Source organism: Pantoea sp. sgz302252, from assembly GCF_042610525.1.
GTDB lineage: Bacteria > Pseudomonadota > Gammaproteobacteria > Enterobacterales > Enterobacteriaceae > Erwinia.
The window spans coordinates 325,803-342,245 of the sequence record NZ_JBHDVM010000001.1 but is presented as its reverse complement, the minus strand read 5'-3'; the positions used below and the strand labels follow the sequence as shown (position 1 = coordinate 342,245).

The following is a 16,443-nucleotide window of genomic DNA, read 5'->3' as shown; positions in this document are numbered from 1 at the left end:
ACACTGAGGTAGCGGAAAATGACAATCAAAATCACACTGAACGGCTGGTGGCGCACTTCTCCCTGATCGGGCGAAGGAGTCGTGCACGCAGCAGTCGCTGTAACGCTACCCAGGCCCGCCGCAAGCGGGCTTTTTTTTTAGCTGATATTTGAGAACTGACCTTATGCAAAATTTATCGACAGTGAAGTTAATTACCGGCGATGCGCCCTACCGCGAGGATCCGGCAGCGCTTTTTCACCAGCTTTGCGGTGCGCGTCCCGCTACGCTGCTGCTGGAATCCGCGGATATCGATAGCAAACGTAACCTGAAGAGCCTGCTGATTATCGACAGCGCACTGCGCATTAAAGCGCTGGGCGATACCGTAACCATTCAGGCGCTGTCGGAAAATGGCCGTGCGCTGCTGCCTGTGCTGGATGCCGCGCTACCCGATGCTGTCAGCAATACCGTTCGTCCCGATGGCCGTGAATTACGCTTTCCGCAGGAGAACGCCGTTCAGGATGAAGATAGCCGCCTGAAGACGCTGTCGGTATTCGACGCGCTGCGCCTGATCCCCCATCTGCTGAAAAGCCCGGTCGACGAGCGCGAAGCGATGCTACTTGGCGGCCTGTTCGCCTACGATTTGGTAGCTGGTTTTGAAGAGCTGCCCGAGCTGGCTAACGACCAGCGTTGCCCTGATTACTGTTTTTATCTGGCCGAAACTTTGCTGGTTATCGATCATCAGAGCCAGAGCGCGCGTTTACAGGCCAGCCTGTTTACCCAGGCTCCAGGCGAATTTTTACGCCTGCAGCGCCGGATTGAGCAGCTGCACAGCCAGATGCTGCAACCCGCACCCGCTATTCCGGTCCAGCAGCTGGACGGCATGTCGCTGAGCGTCAGCCAGAGCGATGAAGAGTACTGCTCGGTAGTGCGCAATATGCAGGAAGCTATTCGCAGCGGCGAGATTTTCCAGGTTGTGCCGTCGCGCCGCTTTACGCTGCCCTGCCCGTCGCCGCTGGCCGCCTACGATACGCTGAAGAACAGCAACCCGAGCCCCTATATGTTCTTTATGCAGGATCAGGATTTCAGCCTGTTCGGCGCCTCGCCGGAGAGCTCGCTGAAATATTCCGCCGTCAGCCGCCAAATCGAAATTTATCCAATTGCCGGAACCCGTCCGCGCGGCCGCCACGCGGATGGCTCGCTGGATCGCGATCTCGACAGCCGCATTGAGCTGGAGATGCGCACCGACCATAAAGAGCTGGCTGAGCATCTGATGCTGGTAGATCTGGCGCGTAACGATCTGGCGCGCATCTGCGAACCCGGCAGCCGCTACGTTGCCGATTTGACCAAGGTAGATCGCTATTCATTTGTTATGCACCTGGTTTCCCGCGTGGTAGGAAAATTGCGCGAAGATCTGGATGTGCTGCACGCCTATCGTGCCTGTATGAATATGGGCACGCTGAGCGGCGCGCCCAAAGTTCGCGCCATGCGGCTGATTGCCGAAGCGGAAGGTACTCGTCGTGGTAGCTATGGCGGCGCGGTAGGCTACTTCACCGCCAGCGGCGATCTGGATACCTGTATCGTGATTCGTTCGGCTTATGTTGAGGACGGCGTTGCTACGGTTCAGGCTGGCGCGGGCGTGGTGCTGGATTCCAACCCGCAGGCAGAAGCCGATGAAAGCCGTAACAAAGCCCGCGCGGTGCTGCGCGCTATCGCCACTGCCCATCACTGCAAGGAGATTTTCTGATGGCTGATATTCTGCTGCTCGATAATATCGACTCTTTTACTTACAACCTCGTCGACCAGCTACGCGCTTTCGGCCACAACGTAGTTATCTATCGCAACAATGTACCTGCCGATACGCTGATCGCCCGGCTGCAGGAGATGGAAAATCCCGTGCTGCTGCTGTCGCCCGGCCCGGGCGCGCCTAAAGATGCAGGCTGTATGCCGGAATTGCTGCTGCGTCTGCGCGGACGCCTGCCGATTATCGGTATCTGTCTGGGCCATCAGGCGATCGTGGAAGCCTACGGCGGCCACGTCGGCCAGGCTGGCGAAATCCTGCATGGTAAAGCCTCCGCTGTCAGCCATGACGATACAGGCATGTTTGCCGGCCTAAGCAATCCACTGCCGGTAGCGCGCTATCACTCACTGGTGGGCAGCAAGGTGCCAAACGAGCTGACGGTCAACGCGACTTTCAACGGTATGGTGATGGCGGTGCGTCACGACGCCGATCGCGTTTGCGGCTTCCAGTTCCATCCGGAATCGATTCTGACCACTCAGGGCGCGCGCCTGCTGGAACAAACTTTGGCCTGGGCGCTGGCAAAATAAGGAGAGCATCATGAACGCTATACTGGAAAAACTTTACCAGGCGCAGACCCTGACCCGTGAAGAGAGCCGTCAGCTTTTCTCCGCTATCATTACCGGCCAGCTGGAGCCAACGCAGCTTGCCGGCGCGCTAATCGCGATGAAGATCCGCGGCGAGCAGCCTGAAGAGATCGCCGGTGCCGCTACGGCGCTGCTGGCGGATGCAAAACCTTTCCCGCGCCCGGATTACGCTTTTGCCGATATCGTAGGCACGGGCGGCGACGGCAGCAACAGCATTAATATTTCTACCGCCAGCGCTTTTGTAGCGGCGGCCTGCGGCCTGAAGGTCGCCAAGCACGGCAACCGCAGCGTCTCCAGCAAATCCGGCTCTTCCGATCTGCTGGCGGCCTTCGGCATTAATCTTGATATGCCCGCTGAACGGGCTCGCCAGGCGCTGGACGATCTTAACGTCTGCTTCCTGTTTGCGCCGCAGTACCACACGGGCTTCCGCCACGCGATGCCGGTGCGCCAGCAGTTGAAAACCCGCACGCTGTTTAACGTGCTTGGCCCGTTAATTAATCCGGCGCGGCCGCCGCTGGCGGTGATCGGCGTCTACAGTCCTGAGCTGGTGCTGCCCATCGCCCAAACGCTGAAAGTACTGGGCTACCAGCGCGCTGCGGTAGTACACGGCGGCGGCATGGATGAAGTGGCGCTGCACAGCGCGACGCACGTGGCGGAACTGCGCGACGGCGAGATCACCAGCTATCAGCTAACACCGGAAGATTTCGGTCTGAGCTTCCATCCGCAGGAGGCGCTGGCGGGCGGCTCACCGGAAGAAAACCGTGACATTCTGACGCGATTACTCCAGGGTAAAGGCGAGCAGGCGCACGAAGAAGCGGTAGCCGTTAACGTCGCGCTGCTGCTGAAGATTTTTGGCCAGGAAGATTTACGGGAAAACGCGCAACAGGCGCTAAAAGCTATTCGCAGCGGCCAGGCTTATGAGCGCGTGGTCGCGCTGGCAGCAAGAGGATAATATGGAAACCGTACTGAGCAAAATCGTTGAGGATAAGGCGGTCTGGCTGGCAGAGCGCCAGCAGCAGCAGCCGCTGGCCTCGTTTCAGGATAAGATCGAACCAGCCAGCCGCAGCTTTTATCATGCGCTGGCGGGTGCCAGAACCGTATTTATCCTGGAGTGCAAAAAGGCTTCTCCCTCAAAAGGGCTAATTCGGGAAGATTTCGATCCGGCGACCATCGCAGGCATCTATAAAGATCACGCTTCCGCCGTTTCGGTGCTGACCGACGAGAAATATTTTCAGGGCAGCTTCGATTTTCTGCCGATTGTCAGCGCCGCCATCACCCAGCCGGTGCTGTGCAAAGATTTTATTATCGACCCTTACCAGATTTACCTGGCGCGCTACTCTCAGGCGGACGCCATTCTGCTGATGCTTTCCGTGCTGAACGACGAGCAGTATCGCCAGCTTGCCGCCGTGGCGCACAGCCTGAATATGGGCGTGCTGACCGAGGTAATCAGCGACGAGGAGCTGGAACGAGCTACTGCGTTAGGCGCGAAAGTAATCGGTATCAATAACCGCGACCTGCGCGATCTTTCTATCGATCTCGACCGTACTCGCCGCCTCGCGCCGAAAGTTGCCCATGGCGTAACGGTAATCAGTGAATCCGGCATTAATAGCTATGCCCAGGTACGTGAGTTAAGCCATTTTGCCAACGGATTTTTGATCGGTTCCGCGCTGATGTCGGAGGCGGATCTCTCCGCTGCCGTTCGTCGGGTAGTGATTGGCGATAACAAAGTCTGCGGCCTGACCCGTGCGGAAGATGCGCAAAGCGCGCTGCAAGCCGGTGCCGTTTATGGCGGCCTGATTTTTGCCGAAGGTTCGCCACGTAAGGTTTCCCTTGAGCAGGCTAAGACCGTGATGCCGGGTGCCGCGCTGAAATATGTCGGCGTGTTCCGCAATAGCGCACTTAGTGACGTTGTCACAACTTGTCAGACGCTGGGTCTGTCTGCTGTACAGCTGCATGGCGATGAAGACAAAGAGTATGTAGCGGAGTTACGCCGCCAGCTACCTGCCGAAGTGAAAATCTGGAAAGCTTTCAGCATTAAAACCGCGCTGCCTGCACGCGACTGGCCACACGTAGATCGTTATGTGTTCGATAATGGCACTGGCGGCACCGGCACGCAATTCGACTGGTCGCTGCTGGAAAACCAAAAGCTGGATAACGTGCTGCTGGCAGGCGGTCTGAGCGCCGCTAACTGCGTCAGCGCCGCCCAGCTCGGCTGCGCTGGCCTGGATTTTAACTCCGGTGTGGAAAGCGCGCCCGGCGTAAAAGATGCCGATAAAATCGCCTCAGCGTTTCGTACCCTGAGAGCCTACTGACCGTCCGGCGTCGCTACGGCGGCGCGATTGCGAAGAAGAGAAGCGAGATGACTTTATTAAATCCCTATTTTGGCGAGTTCGGCGGCATGTACGTGCCGCAGATCCTGATGCCCGCGCTGCAGCAGCTGGAAGAAGCTTTCGTCAGCGCCCAGCGCGACCCTGAGTTTCAGGCGGAGTTTATCGGCCTGCTGAAAAACTATGCCGGTCGTCCTACCGCACTTACGCTCTGCAAAAACCTGACTAAAGGCACCAAAACCAAACTCTATCTCAAGCGCGAAGACCTTTTGCACGGCGGCGCGCATAAAACCAATCAGGTGCTGGGCCAGGCGTTGCTGGCGAAGCGCATGGGCAAGACCGAAATCATTGCCGAAACCGGCGCGGGCCAGCACGGCGTCGCTTCGGCGCTCGCCAGCGCCCTGCTGGGTCTGAAGTGCCGCATCTATATGGGCGCGAAGGATATCGAGCGTCAGTCGCCGAACGTTTTCCGTATGAAGCTGATGGGCGCAGAGGTTATTCCGGTGCACAGCGGCTCCGCCACGCTGAAAGATGCCTGTAACGAGGCGCTGCGCGACTGGTCGGGCAGCTATGAAAACGCCCACTATATGCTGGGTACGGCAGCTGGCCCGCATCCTTTCCCGACCATAGTGCGCGAGTTCCAGCGCATGATCGGCGAAGAGACTAAAGTGCAGATCCAGCAGCAGGAAGGCCGTCTGCCTGATGCGGTGATCGCCTGCGTGGGCGGCGGATCCAACGCTATTGGCATGTTCGCGGACTTTATCGATGAGGCTTCCGTAGGTCTGATCGGGGTCGAGCCTGCTGGTCACGGTATTGAAACCGGCGAGCATGGCGCGCCGCTTAAACATGGCCGCGTCGGCATCTATTTCGGCATGAAGGCGCCGATGATGCAGACGGAAGATGGACAGATTGAGGAGTCTTATTCAATCTCCGCCGGGCTGGATTTTCCTTCCGTCGGGCCGCAGCATGCGCATCTTAACAGCATCGGCCGCGCGGACTATGTTTCTATCACCGATGACGAAGCGCTGGAAGCTTTTAAAACGCTCTGCCGCAGCGAAGGCATTATCCCTGCGCTGGAGTCTTCTCACGCGCTGGCCCATGCGCTGAAAATGATGCGCGAAGCGCCGGAAAAAGAGCAGCTGCTGGTGGTCAATCTCTCCGGCCGCGGCGATAAAGATATTTTCACCGTTCACGATATTCTGACAGCTAAGGGAGAGATATGATGGAACGCTACGACCAGCTTTTTCAGCGCCTGAAAGCGCGTAACGAAGGCGCTTTTGTTCCTTTTGTCACGCTGGGCGATCCTACGCCGGAACTCTCATTACAGATTATTGATGCCCTAATCGCAGGCGGTGCCGATGCGCTGGAGCTGGGGATCCCCTTTTCCGATCCGTTGGCGGATGGCCCGACCATTCAGAACGCCACGCTGCGCGCTTTTGCCGCTGGCGTAACCCCTGCGCAATGCTTTGAGCTGCTGGCCGCGGTGCGTCAGAAGCATCCGCAGATCCCCATTGGCCTGCTGATGTACGCTAACCTGGTTTTCTCCAACGGTATCGATAGCTTCTATGCGCGCTGCCAGGAAGTGGGAGTGGATTCCGTGTTGGTAGCAGATGTGCCGGTAGAAGAGTCCGCGCCGTTCCGCCAGTCTGCAATGCGCCATAACGTTGCGCCAATCTTTATCTGTCCGCCTAACGCCAGCGATGACTTACTGCGGGAGATCGCCTCGCACGGTCGTGGCTATACCTATCTGCTTTCCCGCGCGGGCGTAACCGGTACAGAGAGCCGTGGCGTCAGCCAGTCGCTACAGCATCTGGTGACTAAGCTCACCGAATATCACGCCGCACCGCCGCTGCAGGGCTTCGGCATCTCTGAACCTTCCCAGGTAAAAGAGGCGCTTTCCGCCGGCGCTGCGGGCGCAATCTCCGGCTCTGCGATCGTGAAAATCATCGAGCGCCATCATAATGAACCTGCCGTTATGCTGGCAGAGCTGGAAGCATTTGTGGCGAAGCTGAAGGCCGCCACGCGTTAATTTCCTCTGTGCCTCATTGTTCTGATGGGGCATTAAAACGCGCTGAATAATCTGCCGCTGGACCGCTTAGCGGCGTCATACTGTGTAAATAAATAGCTTTACAGGTTATAAATTCTACGAGTATTTTAGGTTTTCATACTTCAGGAGTTAAATTTAACAAGGATGAACTTATGCGTGGGATCGCACAACCGCTGGAAATTTTCCGCAGCAGAAACCCTTTTAATGACTATAGCGCTGATGATATGCAATGCGGTGATATGTCGGCAGAGGTGCTTAAACAAAGATATGGTCTTATTGCCGTATCTAACAGGGTAGACCCTTATTCCTTTAAAAAACTCAGCTTTCCTTCTTATAGCGCTATGCCCACGCTTAACCGCACTCAGGCCGCCGCTATCCTGTTTGAACAGCTGCATTTTGAAGCAGGCCGCTTTGCATTAGGAGGCCCTTATGCCCAAACCATCCAGCGTATGCTTACTCATTTTCAGTATGGCGACGGCGAAGCTTTTCAGGATCCGCTGATAAATCAGGCGTACCAGCGAATGATTGAGTGCGATAACGCCGAAAGTAGCGCTAAAATGCTTATTCTTGATATCTTAAAAAGATTTAATAACTGGGACTCAGGTTTGAGTAAAAATAATTTTAGCAGTAACTTCATTAAGGCTCATCTTCCCAGATTCAACAGGTTGGTCGATTGCATAAATGGGTTAGGTCTCAGTATTCATGGCATTAACAGCACCAGGATCAGGCTGGAGTCTTTGAAATTTTCCGGCAATAAATTTACCGCCGTGCTGCATTATCAGGCTCAGGATCATTTTGGCCTGGACACAACAGATATTCAGGACTCAAGATTTAAATATTTACTGTTTTTCAGAGTATGGTTTGTACTACAGCGCTATAAGCTCTTGGCATACAAGCCTTTTTTTACAAATATGGAGGCGCGTGTAACCGTGACAGGAGTCAATAATGCTTAAGCGTCTGAAGTCGAAATATACTCTTATCGTCCTGGCTCTGATCCTGGTTGCCTGGCTGAGCGTTCATTTTTACCCCTGCACCCAACAAAGTGAAACCGTCGCGGTTTTTGGCGGCCTTGTTTTTGTCAAAAATCCGCCCTGCTGTAAAGAAGGCAAGCTTGCGTGGTGGCGGGCTAATAAAGAGAACCTGATGAATAAGTATCATCTTATTCCCGATAAAGGCTTCTTCAATGTTCCTGTTATGAATTTCGGCGATGGCTGGGAAAAACAGCCTCACGATAACTTTATCGCTCGCGTGGCCGAAGATGACTATGTTTGCGACGAAGCGCGCAAAGATGAGAAACCCTGCATAAAAAAAGAGACCGCGTTTTCGATTGCGGGAGACCTGACCAATAAAGTTTTTATTGATGTAGGCGATGAAGAATACATAGAAACGCCGGACGGCAAGACTATTCTGGTTCCTGACGAATAGCTGCTTTTTTCTTTTTATTACGCCAGCACTCTCCTTTTCCGATCCGCTGGCGTATAGCCAAACGGTTGAAAACGCTACGCTATGTGCTTTTGCCGCAGGCCAAATATAAAGCCAGCCCGTCACTACAGCATTTGGTGACTAAGCTGACCGTGTATAACACCACGCCGCCCTTAACAAATTTTAAAAACGCGCAAAACGATAAGGCGTCGGATCCACCAGCGGCGTGGTGCCGCTAAGCAGATCCGCCGCCAGCTCGCCTGCCGCGGGTGAAGTCCCAAAGCCATGCCCGGAGAACCCTGTCGTCAGCATCAGGCCGGGCAGCGCGGCAACCGGCCCGATTACCGGCGTTGAATCCGGCGTCACATCGATAACGCCCGCCCAGGCCTCGGCAATCTGCGCCTTACGGAACACTGGCCAGGCCGCCTGCAGATTGTTAAGCGCCTCTTTATTTAACTTCGGATTGGCTTTGGGATTGAGCGTGCGCACTCGTTCAAAAGGCGTTTTGGCTGTTGCCTGCCAGCGTCGGCCCAGCGCCAGGTCCTTGATAAAATAGTTGCCGAATGAAATTCGTAAATTGTCGCGCGCCTGGCGAAGCTGCGGCAGATAGCGCGTGCCGATTAACAAATGATCCAGCGTCAGCGGCGCATCCAGCGCGCCGCGCTGCGTCACGATAAATCCACCGTCCCGATGCTGGCGGAATGAAAAATCTGGCGCGCCTACCGCCGCTGCTGTCGGCCCGGCCAGCGGTTTGGTTCGCAATACCGAGCAGATCAGCGGCAGCGTCGGCAGATTGATGTTCATATTACCGAGAAAGCGACGCGACCAGACGCCTGCCGCGAGCAATACCTGTTCGCAGCGGATTTCACCGCGTTCCGTCACCACGCCGCTCACTCTGCCGTTGCTGGTAGCAATCTCCCGCACCGCGCACTGTTCAATAATAACCGCCCCTTTAGCTATAGCCGCTTTGGCAATAGCGCTTGCGGCAAGCGTTGGCTCGGCGCGGCCATCCGATGGCGTATATATACCGCCAGCCCATGGGCTGGCACCTCCCGGCACCTGGCGAGCAATTTCTTCATGGCTAAGCAGGCGCGTATCTACTCCGGTATACTTTGCGCCACGCAACCAGCTTTCATGCTGCGCCATCTGCGCTTCGTTACGGGCAATAAAAATGATGCCTGCCTGCCGATAGCCTACGTCATCCCCCACACGCGCAGCCATGCCCGCCCACAGGCGATCCGCTGCCTGCGCCAGTGGAATATCTTCCGCTGCACGGCTGGTTTTACGGATCCAACCCAGGTTACGCGAAGATTGTTACGTCAGTAACTCCGGCGCTTTTTACACCTATATTTCTGATGGCCTGGGGTAAAACTGGGGCGCTTCAGCCTCGGTAGTGGCGTTGATAGCCTATTTCGCCATTCAGGTTGCGGTCATCGCTATGCTCGGTTTTTTTATGCAGCAGTTTCTGGCGGCGCATTGGCACGCCACTCTCCCCTGGTGGGCGCTGAGTATGGTGTTTGCGCTAATCGCCTGGATACTGGGTGTAAAACGCGTTGAGATAGGCGGTAAGCTGCTGGGCGTTCTGATGCTGGCGGAAGTAGCTATCGTCCTGCTGACGGATGTAATGCTGCTGCTTAAAAAGGCCGGGCCCTATAATTTTCACTCTTTCGAACCTGCTGTGTTTCTGCACGGTAATCTCGGTATCGCCTTTATTTTTACCATCGCCGCCTTTATCGGTTTCGAATCGACCGCTATTTACGCCGAAGAGTGCCGCGATCCGCATAAGACCGTGCCGCGCGCCACTCTTTGCGCGCTGCTGCTGATCACCGGCTTTTTTGCTTTACCAGCTGGGCGCTGGTACAGGCGTACGGATTTGACCGCATTGTTGCTATCGCCCGTCAGGATCCCGGCAATTTCGTTTTTGCTATTACACGCCAGTACGTAGGTCAATGGGCAGTAGAAACCATGACCATTTTGTTGATCACCAGCCTGTTTGCCGCCGCGCTGGCTTTTCACAATAATATTTCGCGCTATCTTTTCAGCATAAGCCGCGACGGCCTGATCTGGAAAAAGCTTTGTCAAACACATCCCACCAACGGCACGCCGCATAACGCCAGCCATCTTCACAGCGTGATTCTGCTCCTGCTGCTGGCGGGACTGGGCAGCGCCGGGCTGGATCCCGTGACGCATATTTTCGCTACAGGTTCGGCTGTCGCCACGCTTTGCATTCTGATTTTACAGCTGGGCGTTTCTGCCGCCGTGATCGTCTTTTTTCGCAGCAGGCCGGGCAGCTGCCTGCTGGTGTTCTGGGCGCCGCTGGCTTCAATATTTTGCATGGGCGCAACCATTATCCTGGTAGTGAATAATTTACAGTCGCTGAGCGGCAATCAGTCAGAAGCGGTCAAACTCATCCCCTGGCTAATCGCCGCCTGCGCGCTGCCTGGCTATGGGCTGTCGCTAAGACGTGGCGTCAGAGTAAAAGCATGCGACAGATAAGTAAGCCGCTATTTTTTCGCCACCTTGTGGCAAATCCTTTCTCCCGGTCTACGCTTCTTTTACAGAGCGAATCTGTGATAACGGCCAAGGCCATTCAGGAATAAAAGGGAGATTTACCATGAAGCTTTTTAAAATGTTAGCGGGTGTGGTTATCGCAGCCGTAGTGGCTATTTCCGTCAGCGCGTGTGCGCCAACGGCGAAGCAGGAAGGCACCGGCGGCTATATTGACGATACGGTAATCACCACTAAGGTTAAAACGCAGCTGCTGAATGATGAAGCGCTGAAATCACGTGAAATCAATGTAGAAACCTTCAAAGGACGCGTGCAGCTAAGCGGTTTTGTTAGCTCTGCGCAGATGGCCAGCCGTGCCGTGCAGGTCACCCGCAGCGTGAAAGGCGTGAAGTCGGTAGTGAATAATATGCAGATTAAGTAGGTTTTCTGAATTAACGACAAAAGGCGCAGCGTATGCGCCTGAGGTTGATGACAAACCCCTGGTCGCGTTTAAATCAGTGACAGAGCAGCAGAGGCAGATCGGAACACGGACACGCCGTAAATACTTCCATGTAGGCTCGGTTGGCGCGTCCATGCGCCAAACGGTCCGCTTATCCGCTCAGCCTCTGCCGCCATAAAGCTGCGGAGTTGCTGTAAAAAACAGATGTTCACCTGAGCTTTTGTAGCTTTGTCAGCAGCCTGAGGCGCAGCGTATGCGCCTTTTTGCTGTCTGCAACAGGCAATCAGAAACGGTAGCCTGCGCCAAAGAAGAAGACGAACGGATTGATATGGGTGTCGATGCTCTGGCGTCCGGCGCCCGCAGCGTCAAAGCGCACTTTGGTATCGATATTCATGTACCACAGCGAGGCGTTCAGCATCCAGTCCGGCGTTAGCTGATAATCCAGACCCACCTGTCCCGCGATGCCCCAGCTGTTTTTCACGCTCAGGTTGCTAAGCCCCGCCGTGCGGCCGGTTTCATTGAAATCGGTATCATAGAACATGGTGTAATTAACGCCGATGCCCGCATAGGGCTGCAGCTTACTGTTGTTACCCATAAAATACCACTGTGCCATTAAGGTTGGCGGCAGCTGGCGCACCGTAGCTAAAGTGCCCGTCGAAGCCAGACCGACTTTATGACGAAACGGCGTCGCGCCCAGCAGCTCCACCCCGAAGTTATCCGTCACCATGTAGGTGAAAGTCAGGCCCAGCTGGGTATTGTTATCAATATCGAACTCTCCTAACCCCAGCACATTATCCGAGCCGCCAGTCGGGCGTACGGTTGCGGAACCTGCACGCATAAAGAAATCGCCTGCCTGATGCGCTGATGCCGCTACCGGCAGCGCCGCCACCACGATCAGCGCCAATGCTGAAATTTTCATAACCACTCCTTTGCAAGGTGAAATTAAGCTCAACTGCTCAGCCCTCAATTTTTCCGGGCTAACTTTATCTTTATTTTCAAAAAGTTCACTTAAATATCTTGTCAGGAAGTCGCTAAAAGACAAAACATTGATCTGGATCAATAATAATATTATTCATTAATAAAAATTAAGTCAGGATTTCGGACGCAGATCAATTTGTCCCGCTGCTTATAAAATTTACTCAGCCCGGCAGATTGCTTTTACCGCCCGTGGAAAATTCCCCGTTACTGTCAGGGTCAGGAAGAATCCGGCCAGATTTTGAACCAAAAGTGGTCACTGTTTTGCCGTTAAGAAGAGGTTTGCCGCCGTCTGGTTATTAATTCTGCGGCACGGCGGCAGGCAAAACGAAAGTTATGTAAGCCAGGGTGCCAGGTTGGCTTAAGACCATGTACAATCGCCGGATCGCTAAATTCGGCTTTCAAGGAGTGTACATGTCATTCACGGCGGCTTCTCTATACCGTGACACGGGAAATTTCTTTCGCCATCAGCTCATTACCATCGTGCTGATCGCGCTGTTGACCTCTTTTATTACGGTTTTGATCGGCCACGCCCTGACGCCGGATATGTCCGCGCTTACAGGAGCGGATAACAATACGGGGAGCCTGCTGGAGTGGGTACGTACCTTAACGCCGGAACAGCAGCAGGTGCTGCTGCACGCTTCCGCAGCAGGCTCTTTCGCTTCGCTGGTTGGCAATACGCTGCTGCTGGGCGCTATGCTTAGCCTGATCCCAATGGTATCCGCTGGGGAGCGCGTCAGCGCGCTGCGTGCTATTGGCGTTTCCGCGCCGATGCTGCTGCGCCTGCTGCCGCTGGTGTTTCTGATGACGCTCATTGTCCAGTTGGGCTTTATGGCGCTGATGGTGCCGGGCATTATCTTTATGGTGCTGCTGGCACTGTCGCCGATGATCCTGACCTCGGAAAAAATCGGCCTGTTCGCCTCAATGCGCGCCAGCTCGCGGCTGGCCTGGCGTCATATCAGGGTCGTAGCGCCGGCTATTCTGCTGTGGCTGCTGGCTAAGCTGGCGGTATTGCTGATGGCCTCATCGCTGACCGTACTGCCTGCTAACGTAACTTCGGTGCTGCTGAACGCGCTTAGCAATATCGTGTCGGCAGTATTGGTTATTTATCTCAGCCGTCTTTATATGCTGTTACGTTAATCAGTCGCTGCGTCTGCGGGCGCAGCCAATACTGTAATCTGATAACCGGATGTCATTATGAAGCAGTTACTCGATTTTCTTCCTCTCGTGGTCTTTTTTGTCTTTTATAAGCTCTACGACATTTTCGTCGCTTCGGGCGCGCTGATTGTCGCTACCGCGCTGGCGCTGGTAGCCAGCTGGCTGCTCTACCGCAAACTGGAAAAAATGACTATCGTCACCTTTGTGCTGGTGGCCGTTTTCGGCACGCTGACGCTGGTGTTCCATAATGATGAGTTTATTAAGTGGAAAGTCACGGTCATTTATACGCTGTTCGCCGCCGCCCTGCTTTACAGCCAGTTCTGGATGAAGCAAACGCTGATTCAGAGCATGCTGGGTAAAGAACTGACGCTGCCGCCGCCCGCCTGGCGCAGGCTCAACGTAGCCTGGGCGATCTTTTTCCTGGCCTGCGGTCTGGCGAATATCTACGTCGCTTTCTGGCTGCCGCAGGCGGTCTGGGTCAATTTCAAAGTCTTTGGCCTGACCATCCTGACGCTACTGTTTACGCTGCTCAGCGGCGTTTATATCTGGCGTCTGATGCCGCAGGAAGAGAAATAGCCGTGCGCTATTGCGCGATACCGGAGCAGCATTAAAGAAGTAAATCCGTGAGACAGAAAAGTTAAGATATGATGTAGCGCACCGGCTGAGACCCGCTGCGCTACATCAGACCTGACCGCGATACGGGCAGATTCAGGTCAATATGCGGCTGTCCCTGCCGATTGTTGATGTTGCGGCCTGAGCTGCAGGTTTTCTATTCCGGACAGGATCCTTTTAATGAATACTTTCGTGGTATCTCTGAGCGCTTTTACTTTGGGCTTGTCCTGAGCGGGAAAAAACTCATTACGAAACTCAACTTTTTTAAGATTTTCTGAATACTTATTCATATTATCCACCAACTTGTCCGCAAGGATAAATAATTCTTTATTATTTTCACTCCTGAGCTTATTAATACAATCTTCACCTTTGTTATCTTTACCAGCATCCTGTAACTCAAGTTCATTTTCTTTAGCAACTTTTTCCAGCAGCACCAAAGTTCGGGTAGCAACATTTATAAAATCATTATATTTTCTTTTCGCCTCGGCATAGTTTTTAGATTTCAATTCCGGGCGGCACTGAGAGATTTCTTGCTCTAAACGGCAGGTGGTGGATTGAGAGTTATGGTCGTCTGATTGGTTTTTACGCCCGTTGGCGACCAGCGTATTTTTCACTAACGAAGGGGATTCAAGCTTCGGGTAATCTTTCAGGCGAGAGCGGGATTCATCCAAAGTATTATCCGTTAGTGCTACAGTTTTTATGCTTTTCCTGTCGTCGGTCGGGATAGTGTTTTTTTCCCTCACACCGGCATTTTCTGCCGGGGATAAGCGGTTAGCAGTTCTCATACACCGCCTTGCATTATGGTTGTCTATCAATTGCTGAAGCCGTAAGGATGGCGGTGCTATTTGCGCCTTTACTCTAAAAACAGCAGGCGCAGAGTGCCTCAGGGTCGTTTTATCATTGGCATTAGCTACTTGCTTCAACGCGGGTGAAAATGTTTTTTCCAACTTTTGCTTTACAGCCTCCGAAGAAAAATTCTTAATAACATCGGCTGATTTACCTGAAATAGTTAACATAAAGAATCTCCTGTAGAGATGGGTTTTTATTCTGGCGACCTTTAACCCTACTTCCGTTTCCTTTTAGCGACAAGTAAATTTAGCTCTTTATATCTTAACCAGCCGTGAAGCCATTATATTAAGCGTAGAGATCCTTAACCATTTTGGAACAAAATCTTTTCAGTAAGTTGGTTTGCACTTGCAATTTTGATTTTTCAGCTAATTTAGTAAGACTTAATCATATTATTCCGGCGGATGAGGTTTTTTCACTGCGCCTCACCGCCGGTTTCTTATCAAGGTATTTAGCCTGCCATTGCCGAGCGAATAATTTTCAGCGCGGCAGCAAACTGAGCATCCGGAATGGTCAGAGGATAAAGGAACCGGATAACATTGCCCGACTGGCCGCAGGTCAGCAGCAACAGCCCCTGCGCAAGCGCGCGTTGCTGGATCCGCTGTGCGACTTCAGCGGCAGGCTTACCCGTTTGGGTATCGCAAAATTCAGCCGCAATCATTGAACCTAATCCCCGCACCTCAACCAGCTCCGGGCAAATTTCACGGCAATCCGTCAGCGCCAGCCGCAGGCGTTCTCCTAATGCGTCCGCACGCTGGCAAAGTTTTTCATCTTCGATGATCTCCAGTACCGCATGCGCTGAGGCAACGGCCATGGGGTTACCGGCATAGGTGCCGCCTAAACCGCCAGGCGCAGGTGCATCCATAATTTCCGCTTTGCCCACAACGCCGGACAGCGGCATACCACCCGCCAGGCTTTTAGCCATCGTCATTAAATCCGGCTGATGCGCATAATGGTTCATGGCGAAAAGTTTTCCCGTACGGGCAAAGCCGCTTTGCACCTCATCGGCAATCATGACGATGCCGTTATCATCACAAATCTGGCGGACCGCGGCCACCAGCTCCGGTGGCGCTACGTTAAAGCCGCCTTCGCCCTGTACCGGTTCGAAGATAATCGCCGCCACCTGACTCGCCTCAATATCGGCTTTAAACAGGCGCTCAATAGCGGTTACGGCATCGGCCGTCGTAATATTATGCAGGTCAGAAGGATAAGGAACGTGGTAAACCGAGCCCGGGAAAGGGCCAAATCCCTTTTTATAAGGCGCTACTTTGCCGGTCAACGCCATAGTCATGTAAGTACGGCCGTGGAAACCGCCGCTGAAAGCAATGACGCCCGGACGGCCGGTATGCGCACGCGCAATTTTGATGGCGTTCTCCACCGCTTCTGCGCCCGTAGAGAAAAAGGCGGTTTTCAACGGCCCTTTTATCGGCGCGGCCGCATTGATTTTTTCGGCCAGCGAGACATAGCTTTCATAAGGGACGATTTGATAAGCCGTATGGGTAAAAGCTTGCAGCTGCTGCTCCATCGCCTTGAGTAGACGAGGATGGCGGTGTCCGGTGTTGAGCACCGCGATGCCCGCCGCAAAATCGATATACTGGTTGCCTTCGATATCCGTTAGCGTGCTGTTCTCGGCCGAGCTGGCGTAAAAATCACACATTACGCCTACGCCACGTGGAGTGGCGCTCAGGCGACGCTGCTGGAGTTGCTTGTTGCTCATAATATTCCCTCATCCCGCTACAATTTAGTTG

Annotated in this window: 12 protein-coding genes, 3 pseudogenes and 1 other annotated feature; of the genes and pseudogenes, 11 read left to right on the top strand and 4 right to left on the bottom strand. The window is 54.0% G+C overall.

Annotated features, from left to right (window positions below; translation table 11 throughout):
* Nucleotides 1–39: 39 nt before the first annotated feature.
* Nucleotides 40–138 (top strand) — a sequence feature (Trp leader region).
* Between the two features lie 25 nt (nucleotides 139–163).
* The 7 genes and pseudogenes from ACETPC_RS01605 to ACETPC_RS01575 all read left to right on the top strand — a co-directional run bounded on the left by ACETPC_RS01605 (nucleotide 164) and on the right by ACETPC_RS01575 (nucleotide 8,160).
* A complete protein-coding gene (locus ACETPC_RS01605) occupies nucleotides 164–1,723 on the top strand; it encodes an anthranilate synthase component 1 (RefSeq protein ID WP_380177982.1) in 1,560 nt (519 codons plus the stop codon).
* A pseudogene (gene trpD, locus ACETPC_RS01600) lies at nucleotides 1,723–3,313 on the top strand (bifunctional anthranilate synthase glutamate amidotransferase component TrpG/anthranilate phosphoribosyltransferase TrpD). Before ACETPC_RS01605 ends, trpD begins: the two are co-directional and overlap by 1 nt.
* Before the next feature lies 1 nt (nucleotide 3,314).
* Nucleotides 3,315–4,673 carry a bifunctional indole-3-glycerol-phosphate synthase TrpC/phosphoribosylanthranilate isomerase TrpF gene (gene trpCF, locus ACETPC_RS01595; protein ID WP_380177980.1) on the top strand — a complete coding sequence of 453 codons (1,359 nt, stop codon included), beginning with the start codon at nucleotides 3,315–3,317 and terminating at the stop codon, nucleotides 4,671–4,673.
* Nucleotides 4,674–4,720: 47 nt separating this feature from the next.
* A complete protein-coding gene (gene trpB / locus ACETPC_RS01590; RefSeq protein ID WP_380177978.1) occupies nucleotides 4,721–5,911 on the top strand; it encodes a tryptophan synthase subunit beta in 1,191 nt (396 codons plus the stop codon).
* Nucleotides 5,911–6,717: a tryptophan synthase subunit alpha gene (trpA, locus tag ACETPC_RS01585; RefSeq protein ID WP_380178832.1), complete on the top strand. Its 807-nt coding sequence runs from the start codon at nucleotides 5,911–5,913 to the stop codon at nucleotides 6,715–6,717. The genes trpB and trpA overlap by 1 nt, the downstream gene beginning before the upstream one ends.
* Nucleotides 6,718–6,887: 170 nt before the next feature.
* Entirely contained in the window at nucleotides 6,888–7,688 is an 801-nt protein-coding gene (locus ACETPC_RS01580; RefSeq protein ID WP_380177976.1) for a DUF3289 family protein, read from the top strand.
* The gene (locus tag ACETPC_RS01575) at nucleotides 7,681–8,160 is read left to right on the top strand and encodes a DUF943 family protein (protein ID WP_380177974.1); all 480 of its coding nucleotides are present in this window, start codon (nucleotides 7,681–7,683) and stop codon (nucleotides 8,158–8,160) included. Before ACETPC_RS01580 ends, ACETPC_RS01575 begins: the two co-directional genes overlap by 8 nt.
* A 180-nt stretch (nucleotides 8,161–8,340) precedes the next feature.
* On the opposite strand, the pseudogene ACETPC_RS01570 reads toward ACETPC_RS01575, so the two are convergent.
* Nucleotides 8,341–9,471 (bottom strand): annotated as a pseudogene (locus tag ACETPC_RS01570) (NAD(P)/FAD-dependent oxidoreductase); the annotation flags it as partial.
* Between ACETPC_RS01570 and ACETPC_RS01565 the strand changes: the two are divergent.
* A pseudogene (locus tag ACETPC_RS01565) lies at nucleotides 9,434–10,653 on the top strand (APC family permease). The pseudogenes ACETPC_RS01570 and ACETPC_RS01565 sit on opposite strands and share 38 nt — an antisense overlap.
* 118 nt (nucleotides 10,654–10,771) lie before the next feature.
* Nucleotides 10,772–11,086 carry a BON domain-containing protein gene (locus tag ACETPC_RS01560; protein WP_380177972.1) on the top strand — a complete coding sequence of 105 codons (315 nt, stop codon included), beginning with the start codon at nucleotides 10,772–10,774 and terminating at the stop codon, nucleotides 11,084–11,086.
* A 301-nt stretch (nucleotides 11,087–11,387) separates the two neighbouring features.
* Here the strand turns inward: ACETPC_RS01560 and ompW are convergent, their stop codons facing one another.
* Complete coding sequence (ompW, locus tag ACETPC_RS01555) at nucleotides 11,388–12,023, bottom strand: outer membrane protein OmpW (protein WP_380177970.1); 636 nt, start codon at nucleotides 12,021–12,023, stop codon at nucleotides 11,388–11,390.
* Nucleotides 12,024–12,493: 470 nt separating this feature from the next.
* On the opposite strand from ompW, the gene ACETPC_RS01550 reads away from it, so the two are divergent.
* Both ACETPC_RS01550 and ACETPC_RS01545 read left to right on the top strand, forming a co-directional pair.
* Nucleotides 12,494–13,219 (top strand): YciC family protein, encoded by a 726-nt coding sequence (locus ACETPC_RS01550; RefSeq protein WP_380177968.1) that lies wholly within the window; start codon nucleotides 12,494–12,496, stop codon nucleotides 13,217–13,219.
* 57 nt (nucleotides 13,220–13,276) lie between these two features.
* Nucleotides 13,277–13,813, top strand: a complete 537-nt coding sequence (locus ACETPC_RS01545) for a septation protein A (RefSeq protein WP_380177966.1) — start codon at nucleotides 13,277–13,279, stop codon at nucleotides 13,811–13,813.
* A 137-nt stretch (nucleotides 13,814–13,950) separates the two neighbouring features.
* On the opposite strand, the gene ACETPC_RS01540 is transcribed toward ACETPC_RS01545, so the two are convergent.
* A complete protein-coding gene (locus ACETPC_RS01540; RefSeq protein ID WP_380177964.1) occupies nucleotides 13,951–14,865 on the bottom strand; it encodes a hypothetical protein in 915 nt (304 codons plus the stop codon).
* Nucleotides 14,866–15,146: 281 nt separating this feature from the next.
* Nucleotides 15,147–16,412 (bottom strand): 4-aminobutyrate transaminase, encoded by a 1,266-nt coding sequence (puuE, locus tag ACETPC_RS01535; protein WP_380177962.1) that lies wholly within the window; start codon nucleotides 16,410–16,412, stop codon nucleotides 15,147–15,149.
* Nucleotides 16,413–16,443: the final 31 nt, after the last annotated feature.